We start from the raw sequence: 14,288 nt of genomic DNA, 5'->3' as shown, positions 1-14,288 counted from the left end.
CCGGCGGCTTCCGCACCTCCGAACCAAGGCGGCCAGCACCCATGACCGAACCGGCGACAGACCTCTCGCAACCAGCGAGGGCGACCACCCGGCGCACCTCACTGCGCGATGAGCAGAAGCGACTCACCCGCAGCCGGCTCATCGATGCGGCCAAGGGGCTGTTCACCACCCAGGGCTACGCACCGGTGCGCGTGGACGATATCGCCGCGGCGGTCGGCTGCAGCCGGGCCACCTTCTATCTGCACTTCACCGGGAAGCCGGATGTGTTGCGCGCCATCGCCGAACAGGGCGCACTGCCCAGCGTGCAGCACTTCTACGAAGATCTGGACCACGTGCTCGAAAGCGGTTCACGCGAGGAGTTCGCGGCGTGGATGCGGCGGTCCATCGACTGGTTCCAGGAGTACAAGGACCTACTGCCCGCCTGGGACGAGGCGACAGCGCTGGAACCGGAGTTCCGCGAGGTGGCACGCGAGGGCATTCTGGCGGTGCCGAATGTGATGACCTCGTATTTGTCGCGCTGGCCCGCGACGCAGCAGGACGAGGCACGGCTGCGGATCGAATTGCTGGTGGCGCAGTTGGAGCGGTTCTTCACGCGCTGGGCCATGCAGGGGACGATTGATGTCTCGGCCGAGGAGGCCGCCACGGTGCTGACCGATATCTGGTTCCCGGCACTGCAAACACCCGGAGCCTGAGCGAAATCGGATTAATTAATACCGGATTTGCCGATCCGACCGGATCGGCAAATCCGCAGCAGCCTCAGTTCGAGGCAAATGTGGTTCGGGCCTGTTTCAATTCATGCCAGGCCCGCCGCTCGGAATAATCGAGCGGTGATTCCGGTCAGCGGGCGGACGCGGAACCCGTCCAGCCGAAACCCGCGCCAGGAGTGGTCGCCGGATCATTGGCGTTCACGGTCTGGCTGCACGCCTCATCGGACATGCCGGACGCCTTGCAGGCCGTCCACGGGTCGTACATGGGGGCGGCGGAGGCAGGGGCGAAAGCTCCTGCGGCACAACCGACAATCAGACCTGCCGTGACAACCAGCTTCTTCACCAGTAAACCCTCCGAGCGAAATGGAATTTCCCCGCACATTGCCACGGCAATGCGGGAACTACCAAACAATCGGAGAAATCGGCGATTCGGTCAGGCGGCGCGAAGAGTGCGGAGAGTACCGGCCGCAGTGCGATAGCGATCCACCAGCAAACGGACAATCGCGGGGTGCACGCCGATCGGCTCGGCCACCCCGTCCGCGCCCGCCGCGTGCAGTCGCTCGTGGAAGAGCCCGTGCGCCAGCAGATACGAGCCGATGAACACCCGCCGCGCACCCTGCTCCCGCAGCGCCGCAACGACTTCCGGCACCCGGGGCGCACCGGTGGCGATATAGGCCACCCGCACCGGGGCCGCGATCTGCTCGGCCAGCAGTCCGGCGGCCCGTCGCACATCCTGCCGCGCACGCGCATCCGAGGATCCGGCGGCCGCGAACACCACCGCATCCCCGGGCCGCCAGCCGGCAGCCCGCAACCGCATCCGCATCACCGCGGCCAAGGCCGGATCCGGACCCATCGCCTGGGTGACCGCGACCGCCTCATGAGCACTCGCGGCCACCTCTCGCGGCACATCCTGATACACGTGATATCCCGATGCCAGGAACGCCGGAACCACCACGGCGGGAACATCTTCCAGATCCCGCAACACCTCGGCCGGCGACGGCCCGAGCACATCCACGAACGCCGTCCGCACCCGCGGCACTCCCCCGGACAGCTGCCCGGGTTCTGCCGCTCCGGGCGTGGCCGACGATGCCGATGCCACCCCGAACGCGGCACCGGCACCTGTCTCAGTGGGCAGCGCGGTCATGAAATCCGCTGCGCCGGTACCACATCCGCGAGCCTGCGCATCGAGCTCATGCGCGACGGCCTCGGCGAGTGCGGCAATCATCTCGACTCCGCGCGTACTCCTGGTGCCATGCGCCACCAGAACCAGCGCCGGGGTATTCACCAAGCCTCCGCTACGGGGGCCGGGCGGATGGGGCGGACCGGAGCGCCGGAGCCGGTGACGGCTGGGCGCTGCGGGAAGGCGGGGTGGGCGGCACCGTTCAGCGGGGCGTCGGGGCGAGGGGCGGCCGGGCCGCGCGCCGGGATGTCCTGGCGGGGCGGGAAGGCCGCCGCCCGGGCCGGGAATTGCTGGCGCGCAATGGGAGTCACCACGGCGGGGCGCGGGTTGTCGATGCATTCGGCCGGGTCGAGGGCGAGGCGGTAGCCGCGCTTGACCACGGTTTGAATGGCCTTGGGGGTGCCCAGGCCCGCGCGCAGGCGGGCTATGGCGGTCTCGACGGCATGGGTGTCGTCACCGCCGCCGGGCAGGGCCGCGAGGAGGTCTTCACGGGAGACGACGCGGCCGGGCTGGCGGGCCAGCGAACGCATCAATGCCATTGGGGCCGGGGCCAATTGGCGGACCTGGCCGTCGACCACGACGCAGCCGCCGCGCACGCTGAGGATGTGCCCGGCCGCCTGGATACGGTTCGCGCGGCGCGGCAGTTCCTCCGCCACATGGCGGGCCAGCGCACCGAGGCGGGCGCGGGCGGGCGAGGTGGTGGCCACTCCCAGCTCCTCCAGGGGGGCGGCGGTGATGGGACCGACGCAGGCGGCCAGCACGCGACCGCGGAAGGCGTGCAAGATGGCTTCGAGCAGCCCGGTTTCCTTGGCGCGCATCAGAAGTGAGGCCACGGCGGGCGCACTGGTGAAGGTGACGCAGTCCAGTCCGCCGGTGACGATGCCCTCGATGAGGCGATCCATCGGGGTGCGGTCCTCGGGCGGAATCCAGCGGTAGACCGGCACCGGCACCACATCGGCTCCGGCGCAGCGCAATACCTCGCAGAAGTCCGGTACCGGCTCCCATTCGGTGGTGGCGCCGTGCAGCTGCACGGCGATCCGCATACCCTCGACCCCTTGCGCGAGCAGATGATCGAGTACCTCCGCGGAGGATTCCGAGGCGGGCGACCACTCCTCACGCAGCTCGGCCGCGCGAATCGCACCCTTGGCCTTGGGCCCGCGCGCCATGATCCGGGTCGCGGCCAGCGTGGCGCACAACTCCTCGGCCAGCCCCCAGCCCTCGGCCGCCTCCATCCAACCCCGGAAACCGATTCCGGTGGTGGCGACGGTCAGCTGCGGCGGTTCGGCCACCAGCTGGCGGGTGACCCGCTCCAGCTCGGTGTCATCGGCCAGTGGAATGATTCGAATCGCCGGGGCGGCAACAATATTCGCGCCCCGGCGGGTGAGCAGCGTACCGAGCTCGTCGGCTCGGCGGGCCGCGGTGATACCGACCGTGAACCCGGCCAGTGGAGTACCGGCGTCAACCTCGGTCATGCCGTACCACCATCTATCGGTCCAGGTCCCCCCGGAAAGAGCATGGGCTCGTTGGCCAATGCGACCACACCTTCCAGCACCCGCACCGCGTGCACCGGCAGCGCTACCGATTCATCGTCCAGGCATTGCCCGTCGATGAGCGAGAACGCCTGCTTGAGCAGCGGCGAAGCGACCACCGGCACACCACCGCGGTCACCGACGATGCCGCGGGAAATGACCGCTGCCCGGCCGAACGGGTCGATATTGCCGACGGCGTACAGCGAGCCGTCGGTGGTCAGGAAGAGGGCCGCTTGCCGGCCGCCCTTCAACAGAACCGCAACGCCGCGGCCGGGGATCAGATAATCGAGTCGGCATGCCTGGGTCCAGCCGTTGAGACTGGTCGTGGTGCCTGGTGTTTCGATCACGGTGGTCATCGGTAACTCTCCTCCGAACGCCTCACCTATTGGTACCGACGTCCTGTTTCCATCCGGTTAAGCAGTCATTTCCCGTGCATAGCCGGTGCCGAGTCGCTGGTCACAGCGGTGTCGCCGAGCGGGATCGCCGGTATACCCAGCAATACGGGCACCTTGCGGGCACCGGTCTCGTCGAAGGCGATGGTCGGATCGGCCTCCTCCGGGGCGTTCACGAAGGACACGAAGCGGGACAGCTTCGCCTCGTCGTCCAGGACCGCGGCCCACTCGTCGCGGTAGCCGACCACATGGCGTTCCATGGCCGCTTCCAGATCCTCGGCGATACCCAGGCTGTCCTCGCAGATGACCGCCTTGAGGTAGTCCAGCCCGCCTTCGAGGGCCTCCTGCCAGGGCGCGGTGCGCTGCAGGCGATCCGCGGTGCGGACGTAGAACATCAGGTAGCGGTCGATGTAGCGGATCAGCGTCTCGTCATCGAGATCGCCGGCCAGCAGCACCGCGTGCTTCGGGGTGAGACCGCCATTGCCGCCGACGTACAGGTTCCAGCCGTGCTCGGTGGCGATGACGCCGACATCCTTGCCGCGCGCCTCCGCGCACTCGCGCGCGCAACCCGAGACACCCAGCTTGAGCTTGTGCGGGGAACGCAAACCGCGGTAACGCTTTTCGAGCAGCACCGCCATTCCGACCGAATCCTGTTGACCGTAACGGCACCAGGTGGATCCGACGCAGGACTTCACCGTGCGCAGCGACTTGCCGTACGCGTGACCGGATTCCATGCCCGCGTCGACCAGGCGCTTCCAGATCAGCGGCAGCTGCTCCACCCGCGCACCGAACAGGTCGATGCGCTGGCCGCCGGTGACCTTCACATACAGGTCGAACTCCTTGGCGACCTGACCGATGGTGATGAGCTGCTCGGCGGTCACCTCACCGCCGGGCATGCGCGGCACCACCGAATAGGTGCCGTTCTTCTGCAGATTCGCCAGGAAGTGGTCGTTGGTGTCCTGCAGCGCCGCCTGCTCACCATCGAGAATGTGATCGCTGGAGGTCGAGGCCAGAATCGAGGCCACGGTCGGCTTGCAGATATCGCAGCCGGTTCCGGTGCCGTGCTTGGCGATCAGACCCGAGAAGGTGCGGATTCCGGTCGACTGGATGATGTGGAACAGTTCGGCCCGCGACTGCGCGAAGTGCTCGCACAGCGACTTGGAGACCGCGACACCCGACTGCTCGAGCAGCTTCTTGAGCATGGGAACGCAACCGCCGCAAGAGGTTCCGGCACTGGTGCAGCTCTTGATGCCCGGTACATCGCAGGCGCCGTCGGCGATCGCGCCGCAGATGGCACCCTTGGAAACATTGTTGCAGGAGCAGATCTGGGCGTCATCGGGCAGCGCGTCCGCACCCAGTTCCGCACCGGCGGGCGAGATGAGCGCGGCCGGTTCGGCGGGCAGCGGGCGGCCAACCAGCGGGCGCAGCGACGAGTACGCGGTGGCATCGCCGACCAGTACGCCACCGAGCAGCGTCTTGGCATCATCGGAGACAACGAGTTTGGCGTAGGTGCCCTTGGCGGCATCGTGCAGTACCACCGAGAGCGCGCCCTCGGTGCGGCCGTGCGCGTCACCGAAGCTGGCCACATCCACACCGAGCAGCTTCAGCTTGGTGGACAGATCCGCACCGGGGAATTCCCCCGCACCGCCGAGCAGTCGGTCCGCGACCACCTCGGCGGTGCTGTAACCGGGGGCGACCAGGCCGTAGCAGACACCCTCGACCGCGGCGACCTCACCGATGGCGTAGATATTCGGGTCCGAGGTCTGCAGGCTCAGATCGGTGATGACGCCACCGCGCGGCCCGACCTCCAGCCCGGCGGTGCGGGCGATCTCGTCACGGGGGCGGACACCGGCGGCGAAGACCACCAGCGCGGCGCGCAACTGTGTCTCGTCGGAGAAGGTGACATTCAGCTTCTCCGAAACCGGTGCGCCGGCAATGGTTTCGATGGTCGAGGTGCCGACGCCGGTGTGCACGTGCAGGCCCAGTTCGGTGACCAGCTTGGCCAGGATCGCGCCGCCGCCCTCATCGATCTGGGCGGGCATCAGCCACTTGTTGAACTCGACCACGTGCGGGGTCATGCCCAGCAGGCGCAGCGCGTTGGCCGCCTCCAGGCCGAGCAGACCGCCGCCGACGACCACGCCGACCGCGCCGGGACCGGCGGCCTCGGCGGTGGCGCGGATACCGTCCAGATCCTCCAGGGTGCGGTACACGAAGCATTCGGGGGCGTCATGACCCGGCACCGGCGGTACGAAGGCGTACGACCCGGTCGCGAGAACCAGTGCGTCATAACCGATTACGTCGCCCGTGGAGGTGGTGACCTTGCGTGCGGCCCGGTCCACGGTATCGGCGCGCACGCCCAGGCGGACCTGTACGAGCTCGTCGCCCTCGTAGTCGTTGCCGGGCAGCGCCAGCGCGGAGGTCTCCCAGATACCCACGTAGGACGAGAGTCCGACCCGGTCGTAGGCGGCCAGCCGCTCCTCGCTCAACACGATGACCTGCCAGTCACCGGCCTCGTCGCGAGAGCGCAGCGCCTCCACGAAACGGTGGCCCACCATGCCGTGGCCGATGACCACCGCGGTCTTGCGTTCGACTGAGTTCGTCATGACAACAGGTCCTTTCGGGACGACGTGCGGGTCAGGCCCGGGCCGGCGTGGTGGACGGAGAATCGGTCTCGGCCTCGAGCACCAGTGCCTCGGCCTCGACGACCACCTCGGAATCGGTGTCCAGTGCCTTGAGGCTCGGGCGGCGCATGAAGACCACCCAGCAGACGACCGCGCAGATCACGTAGAAGGCCATGAAGACCCAGAAGGCGGTGGTGGCGGATTTGGTGGAGGCGTAGGAGGAGCGCAGCACCAGGTTGATGCCGACGCCGCCGAGTGCGCCGATGGCGCCGACGAATCCGATGAGCGCACCGGAGGTGTTCTGCGCCCATGCCGCACGCGAGGCCGAATCACCTTGCAGGCCACGCGATTTCGCCTCGAAGACGGAAGGGATGATCTTGGTGACCGCGCCGTTGCCGAAACCCGAGATGACGAACAACGCGGTGAAACCGATGATCAGCGCGGCCAGCACGCCACCCTTCGGGCTGCCCGTGCTGTCACCCATGGTGCTGGCCACCGCGACCACCGCGGCCGCCGCCGTCATGGCCCCGAAGGTGTACAGCGTGACCTTGCTGCCGCCGATCTTGTCGGCCCACTTGCCGCCGTAAGGACGGGCCAGCGAACCGAGCAGCGGACCGATGAAGGCGATCTGCGCCGCGTGCAGCGCCGCGGCGGCAGCGGTCGCGCCGCCGGCCTTGAAGCTGATCTGCAGCACCTGCCCGAAGGCGAAGCTGTACCCGATGAAGGAACCGAAGGTGCCGATGTACAGGAAGGCGATGGCCCAGGACTGCGGCACTTTCAGCGCCTTCAGCATGTAGGACAGGTCGGCCTTCTGATTCTTGACATTGTCCATATTCAGCGCCGCACCCAGCGCCGCCACCACGATGAGCGCCAAGTACACCAGGCACACCACCGAGGCATTGCCGTACGCGTTGCCCAGCGTCGCGATGACGATCAGGCCGATCACCTGGATCACCGGCACACCGATATTGCCGCCACCGGCGTTCATACCGAGCGCCCAGCCCTTGAGCCGCTGCGGGTAGAAGACATTGATATTCGACATGGACGAGGAGAAGTTGCCGCCGCCCAGTCCCGCGAAGGCCGCGATCACCAGGAAGGTGGTGAACGAGGTGCCCGGCTGGTTGATGAAGTACAGCGTCAGCAGCACCGGGATCAGCAGCGCCAGCGCGCTGAAGATGGTCCAGTTCCGGCCGCCGAACTTCGCGGTGGCGACCGTGTACGGAATCCGCATGAAGCCGCCGACCAGAGTCGGCACCGCGCCCAGGAAGAACTTCCCGGCGGTATCGATGTGGAAGACGTTGGCAGGCATGAAAAGCACCATGACCGACCAGATCGACCACACCGAGAACCCGATGTGTTCGGCGAAGACCGACCAGATCAGATTGCGCCGGGCGATGTCCTTACCACCGGATTCCCAGGCGGCAACATCCTCGGCATCCCAGTGTTCGATGTCGCGATTGCGCGTCAGCATGTTCAACCCGGCCCTCCTGAAATCTGGATGACCTAAAGGTAGAAAGCCGGTATTGCCGCAATGCTGCGCGGAATGACCTTCAAATCAACGGTTGCTCACGTTTGTCCGTATTCGAAGGTGAGATCGATTGATTTGTTTCGTCGGTGTGACACAACGGTTTCCGCTCGTCACGAAACACCCAAAATCGCCGCTGCCGACCGTGAGATGAGAGCGTCGCCACACAGCATCGCCAATTCCTCACCGGTCGGCAACTCGAACGGTGAAATCAGTTCCAGGTGTCCTCGAGCATGCGCGGCTTGCACGCCAACCACGCACCACCGACCAAGACCAGCACCGCCAGCGCAAGGAAACCGAAGGGCGCCAGCCATTTTCCGGTCATTGTGTGCAGCGCGCCGAAGAGCACCGGGCCGATGCATGCCACGGCGTAGCCGACACCCTGGGTGAAGCCCGAGAGTGCGGCCGAACCGGCGGCCGTGCGGGTGCGCAGATTGATCAGGGTCAGCGCCATCGGGAAGGTCGACGGACCCAGACCCAGCAGCAGCACCCACACCAGCGGCGCGCTCATCGGCGCGATGAGCAGACCGGCGAAGCCCGCGAAAAAGAAACCGGCACAGGCGATCACGACCGGGAACGGATTTCGCATGCGGCCCACCACAATTGGTGCGCTCAGCGCCGCGACCAGGCCGATCAGCGCGAAGACACCCACCATGCTGCCGCCGAAGGACGCGCTCGCCCCGGCATCGGAGAAGATCGTCGGCATCCAGGTGAACATGGAGTACGTGGTCAACGAGGTCATACCGAACATCAGCGCCATGCCCCACGCCAGCGGGGACCGCCACACCTTGCCGGTCGCCTCCAGCGGCTCCGGCGGCAATTCGGTGGTGTCCAAGCGGGCACGATCACGCCGAATGCGCAGTACGCCCAGCCACGGCAGCACGGCGGCCAGCGGCAGGATCGCCCACATGCCCAGCGAGACGCGCCACCCGTGCGCATCCGCGATCGGCACCGCGATCAGCGCCGGGACGACCGTGCCCAGTTGCACCAGCACGATGTAGACCGAGCTCAGCAGCGCCAGCTGATCGGAGAAGTAGCGCTTCACCAGTGGCGGGATCACCACATTGCCGATGCCCATACCGGTCAGCGCCAGCGCCGAAAAGACAAGCAGCTCCCAGGTTTCCGGCACCAGCGAGCGCACCGCGGTGCCCGCGGCGGTCATCAGCATGGCGATCAGCGCGGTGGCCTCCAGGCCGAAACGACGCGACATGATCGGGGTCAGCAGGCCCGCGACCGCGAACATGGCGGTCGGGATCATGCCGAAGACACCGACGATGGCGGTGGAGTACCGCAGGTCATCGCCGATGCGGGCGGCCAGCGGGGTGAACGCGGTGACCGCGATGCGCAGGGTGAGCGCGGACATGAGGATGGCGGCGAGTACGAGCAGTCGCCCCTCGAACAGAGATCGTTCGCGCTCGGCAATCGAATGGGACGGCTTCGGTTCGACGGCGGTGCGCTGCCGGTCGACAGAAGAAAGGCCCCGCTCGGGGGCCGTCGTCTCATTCAGGGTCGCAGTCACCAATAAATCATAGGATGACCCGATGATGTGATGCAAAGAATGTGAGGCACGGTACGCTGTCCCACGTGCAACCAGTCCGGCGCACCAGCCTCATCGCTCAGGTGACAGAACAGCTGCGTGCCGAAATCCGTTCCGGCCGTTGGCCCGTCGGCTCCCGTATCCCCACCGAACCGGAGCTCACCGAGCTCACCGGCACCGGCCGCAATACCGTCCGCGAGGCCGTCCAGGCGCTCGTGCACGCGGGTATGGTCGAACGCCGTCAAGGCTCCGGGACCTATGTGATCTCCACGTCCACCCTCGGCGGCACCCTCACCGAGTTCTTCGCCGACGCCCAGCAGCGCGACGTCCTCGAGCTACGCCAGGCCCTGGACACCACCGCCGCCGCGCTCGCCGCCGAGCGCCGCGACGACCTCGATATCGCGAATCTCGAGCGACTGCTGGAGGAACGCCGCATCGCCTGGGAAGACGACCACGACACCGCCGTCGACGCCGACGTGCAACTGCACCGCGCCATCGTCGTCGCCAGCCACAACGCGGTATACCTGGAGTTCTACGATTCGCTGCTGCCCGTCATCGCGGCCGGAATCCGTTCCCGCTCCACGAAAGCCGGCGAGGCGTACCACGACGAGCACACCGAACTGGTGCGCTCGGTCATCGACGGCGATCCGGAGCGCGCCGCCCGCGCGGCCAACTGCTTCCTCGGCTCCCTCATCGCCGAATTCCCGGACACCCGATAGTTCCTGCGCGTAAACGGAACGTCACCGCACGCAAAACTCGCAAGTGAGCGGGAATTACCGTCCGCGTCACCGAAAGCCATGCCGGCGTAATCACACCTTCGTACGGTTGACCCGACCGCAGGGACCTTCTCCGCGAACACATTCCGGAGAACAACGATGAGGGCGGTCGACGTGCGAGAGGAACACTGCTGATGACAACCACCGAGGAAACGAAGACCGCCTTCAGTTTTCAGAAACGCGGACGGTGGATAGATCACTGGGAACCGGACAATGCTGAATTCTGGGAAAACGGCGGAAAAAAAACGGCCCGCAAGAATCTGATCTTCTCGGTATTCGCAGAAAATCTCGGGTTCAGCATCTGGGTTATCTGGGGCAGCGTCGTCACCGCCATGGGCGCGGCCGGATTCGACTTCCTCGCCGGACTCGGCAAGGGCAATCCCACCGCGGTGAGCAATGCCCTGCTGCTCACCTCCACCCCCACGCTTGTCGGTGCGGCCCTGCGCATTCCGTACACCTTCGCCATCCCACGCTTCGGCGGGCGCAACTTCACTGTCTTCAGCGCCGGCATGCTGCTGCTGCCCGCCCTGGGCCTGGCCTGGTTCATCAATCAGCCCGGCACACCCATGTGGGTATTCATGCTGCTGGCCGCGCTCGCCGGTGTCGGCGGCGGCAATTTCTCCTCCTCGATGGCCAATATCAACTTCTTCTTCCCCGAAGGGAAAAAGGGTGCGGCCCTTGGCATCAACGCCGCGGGCGGTAATCTCGGCGTCGCGCAGACCCAACTGTTCGTGCCATTGATCATCACCCTCGGCACGCACATCATGGCCAAGGACGCGGGCGGCTACCGGTTCGGCATCACGCTTGCGGTGCTCATGTGGATTCCGTTCATCCTCATCGCCATGTTCGGCGCACTGCGGTATATGGATTCACTCAGCGGCGCGAAATCCGATGGCACGTCCTACAAATTGGCGCTCACCAACCGGCACACCTGGGTGATGGCCATCCTCTACATCGGCACCTTCGGATCCTTCATCGGCTTCTCCTTCGCCTTCCCCACCCTGCTCAAGGCGAACTTCCCGGATCTGGCCAAGATCAGTTGGATGGGCACGCTGGGCAACCTGGCCTTCCTCGGCGCGCTCGTCGGTTCCATGAGCCGTCCGTTCGGTGGCTGGATCGCCGATAAGCTCACCGGCGCGAAGATCACGCTGTACGTCTTCGCTGGTATGGCCGTGTCGACCCTGCTCATCATGGCGTCGCTGTCGGCGAAGAACTTTCCGCTGTACCTGATCTCGTTCCTGCTGCTGTTCGTGCTCACCGGCGTCGGCAACGGATCCACCTACCGGATGATCCCCTCGATCTTCAGCGCCGAATCCCGGCGCCGGGCCTCGGAATCGGGGCAGGATGTCTCGGTCGCGCTGGCCTCGGCCAAACGTCAGGCCGGTGCCGCCATCGGTGTGATCGGCGCGGTCGGAGCCTCCGGTGGGTGGCTGCTCCAGCAGGCACTGCGCCTGTCGAATGTGCACTACCACAGCATGACCCCGGCCTTCTGGGGTTACGCCGTCGCCTACCTGGCCATGGCCGGACTCACCTGGTGGTTCTACCTCCGGTCGTCCTTCGCGGTCGGCCGCGCGCCGTCCCTCGCGCACGCGAACGTGTAGGAACAACTCACTCTCGGGGTCCCCCTGACACCCCATCACAGGGAGACCCGAATATGACTGTCGCGCCGAGCTATTCGCTCGGCGCGACAAGTTCTTTCACGGGTATTACAGGATCAGGCGGATCATGTCCGCGGTGCGCGCGAGGCCGCGGAAGGCTTCGGGCGTGGATCGCGGATGCAGGGCATGCACCGCGAGCCGGAACATGACCGCGCGCACCAGCATCTGCGGCCATTCGGGCAGACTCCCCCAGCGTTCCAGGAGTGCGTCATCGGCCCCGCCCCAGGAGAGCGCGTCCACCACGATCACCGCCGCCGCCCACGGCGCGGGGCGCCAGTAGGGGGTGATATCGGTAAGCCCGGGCGCGGAACCGGTTTGGAACAGGACCGTGCCGAACAGATCGCCGTGCACCAGTTGCGGTGGCGTGGCGATCGGCTTGCGCAGGGTCGAGAGCTGGGTGATCAGCATCAGACTGCGATCCCCGTCCGGCGAGGTCGCGGGGAGCAACCCGCCCACCTTCAAACTCCGCAGCGGCACCGCCTCCCAGGCGGCGCGATCGGCGGCGGCGAACACATCCACATCCACCCACGGTGCGACCGGCGCCTGCGCCAGAAACCGCGGCCGCTCCAACTTTACGGTCACCTCGTGTAGTCGCAGCGACAGCGACACCACCTCATCGTGCCGAGGCTCCGGAATCCCCTCGAGGTAAGTGTCGGCGCGCCAACCGGATACGACATACCGCCCATCGGTCGCCCGCACCGGCCGAGCCAGCCGCACCCCATCCACCCGCAGCGTCTCACGCACCTTGGCGGACCAGGCCGCCCGCGCATGATCGGTCACCGGACTCAACACCACATCCCCGCACCGCCACCCGCCATCCCAGTTCCCCAGCGGAACCGGCGCGGTCTCGCGCAACCCGAAGGTCGCGCGCACATGCTCGGGAGGTTCCACAGCAGTCATGGTCACGCGCGTACGCTACCGCCGCAACACAACCCGATTAGCTCGCCGCGCCGAAAACCGGTCGGTCCGAAACCACCCCCGCACCACAACCGTTGCCGTGCCTCGACCTACCCCGCCGCGCTTACCAACCGGCAGCGGGTATTCGACATGCGTGCACTCAGGCAGGTGGCTACTCGACGATTACATGCACGTCTGTGTCGCGGGAATGCGTTCCGGCGGTGGGTTCGGTTGTGCGACTCAGTAGATCGGGAGGGAGGGGTCTACCTGGTTGGCCCAGGCGATGATTCCGCCCTGTAGGTGGGTGGCGTCGGAGAAGCCGGCGTTCTTCAGGGCGGCGAGGGCTTCCGCGGAGCGGATTCCGGTCTTGCAGTGCAGGACGATCGGTGTGTTCTGCGGGAGTTCGGCCAGGGCCTCGCCGGTGAGGATGCGGTCCTTGGGGATCAGGGTCGCGCCCTCGATGCGGACGATGTCCCATTCGACGGGTTCGCGGACGTCGATGATGGCTACGTCCTTGCCCGCGTCGAGCATTTCCTTCAGCTCGCGGGCGGTGATCGTGGAGCCGATCGCGGCGGCTTGGCCTTCCTCGGAGACCACGCCGCAGAAGGCGTCGTAGTCGATGAGTTCGGTGATGGGCTCACGTTCGGGATCGCGGCGGAGCTTGATGGTGCGGTAGGTCATGTCCAGTGCGTCGTACACCATGAGGCGGCCCAGCAGCGGGTCGCCGATGCCGGTGATCAGTTTGATCGCCTCGGTCACCATGATCGAACCGATCGACGCGCACAGCACGCCCAGGACGCCGCCCTCGGCGCAGGAGGGGACCATGCCCGGCGGCGGCGCCTCGGGGTAAAGATCGCGATAGTTGATGCCGCGGCCGTCGGGGGCGTCTTCCCAGAAGACCGAGACCTGGCCTTCGAAGCGGTAGATCGAACCCCACACGTACGGCTTGCCCGCCAGCACGGCGGCATCGTTCACCAGGTAGCGGGTGGCGAAGTTGTCGGTGCCGTCGACGATCAGGTCGTACCGCTGGAACAGCTCGATCGCATTGTCCGGCTCGAGGCGAATCTTGTGCAGCTCCACGGTGATTCCGGAATTGATCTCCAGAATCGAATCGCGGGCGCTGTCCGCCTTCGAACGGCCGATATCGGATTCGCCGTGAATGATCTGGCGTTGCAGGTTCGAGGCATCGACCTCGTCGAATTCGACAATGCCGAGCGTGCCCACACCGGCGGCGGCCAGATACAGCAGCGCGGGGGAACCCAGGCCGCCGGCGCCGATCACCAGGACGCGGGCGTTCTTCAAACGTTTCTGTCCGACCACACCGAGATCGGGAATGATCAGGTGGCGGCTGTAGCGGGCGACCTCGTCCTTGGTCAGCTCCGCGGCCGGCTCCACCAGGGGCGGCAGGGACTGATGCGATGCTGTCACGCTTGCGGACTCCTCAATCGACTTCACCGGCACTCGCG

At 66.5% G+C, this 14,288-nt stretch carries 12 protein-coding genes; 3 read left to right on the top strand and 9 right to left on the bottom strand.

Features of this window, described 5'->3' with window-relative positions:
• Positions 1-41 precede the first annotated feature (41 nt).
• Entirely contained in the window at positions 42-692 is a 651-nt protein-coding gene (locus GFY24_RS10345; protein WP_153804802.1) for a TetR/AcrR family transcriptional regulator, read from the top strand.
• A 145-nt stretch (positions 693-837) separates the two neighbouring features.
• Here GFY24_RS10345 and GFY24_RS10340 read toward each other — a convergent pair whose 3' ends face one another.
• The 7 genes from GFY24_RS10340 to GFY24_RS10305 form a co-directional block, all read right to left on the bottom strand.
• A complete protein-coding gene (locus GFY24_RS10340; RefSeq protein ID WP_153804801.1) occupies positions 838-1,050 on the bottom strand; it encodes a hypothetical protein in 213 nt (70 codons plus the stop codon).
• 90 nt (positions 1,051-1,140) lie between these two features.
• Entirely contained in the window at positions 1,141-1,992 is an 852-nt protein-coding gene (locus GFY24_RS10335; protein WP_309230696.1) for a CbiX/SirB N-terminal domain-containing protein, read from the bottom strand.
• On the bottom strand, positions 1,989-3,359 hold the full coding sequence (locus tag GFY24_RS10325) for a uroporphyrinogen-III synthase (protein ID WP_228566178.1): 1,371 nt from the start codon (positions 3,357-3,359) through the stop codon (positions 1,989-1,991). The genes GFY24_RS10335 and GFY24_RS10325 overlap by 4 nt, the downstream gene beginning before the upstream one ends.
• The gene (nirD, locus tag GFY24_RS10320) at positions 3,356-3,772 is read right to left on the bottom strand and encodes a nitrite reductase small subunit NirD (RefSeq protein ID WP_153804800.1); all 417 of its coding nucleotides are present in this window, start codon (positions 3,770-3,772) and stop codon (positions 3,356-3,358) included. Before nirD ends, GFY24_RS10325 begins: the two co-directional genes overlap by 4 nt.
• 65 nt (positions 3,773-3,837) lie before the next feature.
• Complete coding sequence (gene nirB / locus GFY24_RS10315) at positions 3,838-6,411, bottom strand: nitrite reductase large subunit NirB (protein ID WP_153804799.1); 2,574 nt, start codon at positions 6,409-6,411, stop codon at positions 3,838-3,840.
• 31 nt (positions 6,412-6,442) lie between these two features.
• A complete protein-coding gene (locus tag GFY24_RS10310; RefSeq protein ID WP_153805158.1) occupies positions 6,443-7,900 on the bottom strand; it encodes a NarK/NasA family nitrate transporter in 1,458 nt (485 codons plus the stop codon).
• A 265-nt stretch (positions 7,901-8,165) separates the two neighbouring features.
• The gene (locus tag GFY24_RS10305; protein WP_153805157.1) at positions 8,166-9,317 is read right to left on the bottom strand and encodes an MFS transporter; all 1,152 of its coding nucleotides are present in this window, start codon (positions 9,315-9,317) and stop codon (positions 8,166-8,168) included.
• A 221-nt stretch (positions 9,318-9,538) separates the two neighbouring features.
• On the opposite strand from GFY24_RS10305, the gene GFY24_RS10300 reads away from it, so the two are divergent.
• Positions 9,539-10,210, top strand: coding sequence for an FCD domain-containing protein (locus tag GFY24_RS10300; RefSeq protein WP_309230695.1), 672 nt, complete (start codon positions 9,539-9,541; stop codon positions 10,208-10,210).
• Between the two features lie 191 nt (positions 10,211-10,401).
• Positions 10,402-11,868, top strand: a complete 1,467-nt coding sequence (locus GFY24_RS10295; RefSeq protein ID WP_153804798.1) for an MFS transporter — start codon at positions 10,402-10,404, stop codon at positions 11,866-11,868.
• Positions 11,869-11,973: 105 nt separating this feature from the next.
• Here GFY24_RS10295 and GFY24_RS10290 read toward each other — a convergent pair whose 3' ends face one another.
• Both GFY24_RS10290 and moeZ read right to left on the bottom strand, forming a co-directional pair.
• Positions 11,974-12,825, bottom strand: a complete 852-nt coding sequence (locus tag GFY24_RS10290) for a TIGR02569 family protein (RefSeq protein ID WP_153805155.1) — start codon at positions 12,823-12,825, stop codon at positions 11,974-11,976.
• Positions 12,826-13,062: 237 nt separating this feature from the next.
• Entirely contained in the window at positions 13,063-14,250 is a 1,188-nt protein-coding gene (moeZ, locus tag GFY24_RS10285; protein WP_309230694.1) for an adenylyltransferase/sulfurtransferase MoeZ, read from the bottom strand.
• Between the last annotated feature and the right edge of the window lie 38 nt (positions 14,251-14,288).

Source organism: Nocardia sp. SYP-A9097 (genome assembly GCF_009649815.1).
Taxonomy (GTDB): Bacteria; Actinomycetota; Actinomycetes; order Mycobacteriales; family Mycobacteriaceae; genus Nocardia.
Note: the sequence above shows the minus strand (reverse complement) of the source record. Positions and strands in the feature narration are given on the sequence as shown.

What these genes read in the sequence shown, in the direction of transcription:
- GFY24_RS10310 (WP_153805158.1), bottom strand. Translation starts at nt 7,900, where the DNA reads ATGCTGACGCGCAATCGCGACATCGAACACTGGGATGCCGAGGATGTT.
- GFY24_RS10325 (WP_228566178.1), bottom strand. Translation starts at nt 3,359, where the DNA reads ATGACCGAGGTTGACGCCGGTACTCCACTGGCCGGGTTCACGGTCGGT.
- GFY24_RS10295 (WP_153804798.1), top strand. Translation starts at nt 10,402, where the DNA reads ATGACAACCACCGAGGAAACGAAGACCGCCTTCAGTTTTCAGAAACGC.
- nirB (WP_153804799.1), bottom strand. Translation starts at nt 6,411, where the DNA reads ATGACGAACTCAGTCGAACGCAAGACCGCGGTGGTCATCGGCCACGGC.
- GFY24_RS10290 (WP_153805155.1), bottom strand. Translation starts at nt 12,825, where the DNA reads ATGACTGCTGTGGAACCTCCCGAGCATGTGCGCGCGACCTTCGGGTTG.
- GFY24_RS10345 (WP_153804802.1), top strand. Translation starts at nt 42, where the DNA reads ATGACCGAACCGGCGACAGACCTCTCGCAACCAGCGAGGGCGACCACC.
- GFY24_RS10305 (WP_153805157.1), bottom strand. Translation starts at nt 9,317, where the DNA reads ATGTCCGCGCTCACCCTGCGCATCGCGGTCACCGCGTTCACCCCGCTG.
- nirD (WP_153804800.1), bottom strand. Translation starts at nt 3,772, where the DNA reads ATGACCACCGTGATCGAAACACCAGGCACCACGACCAGTCTCAACGGC.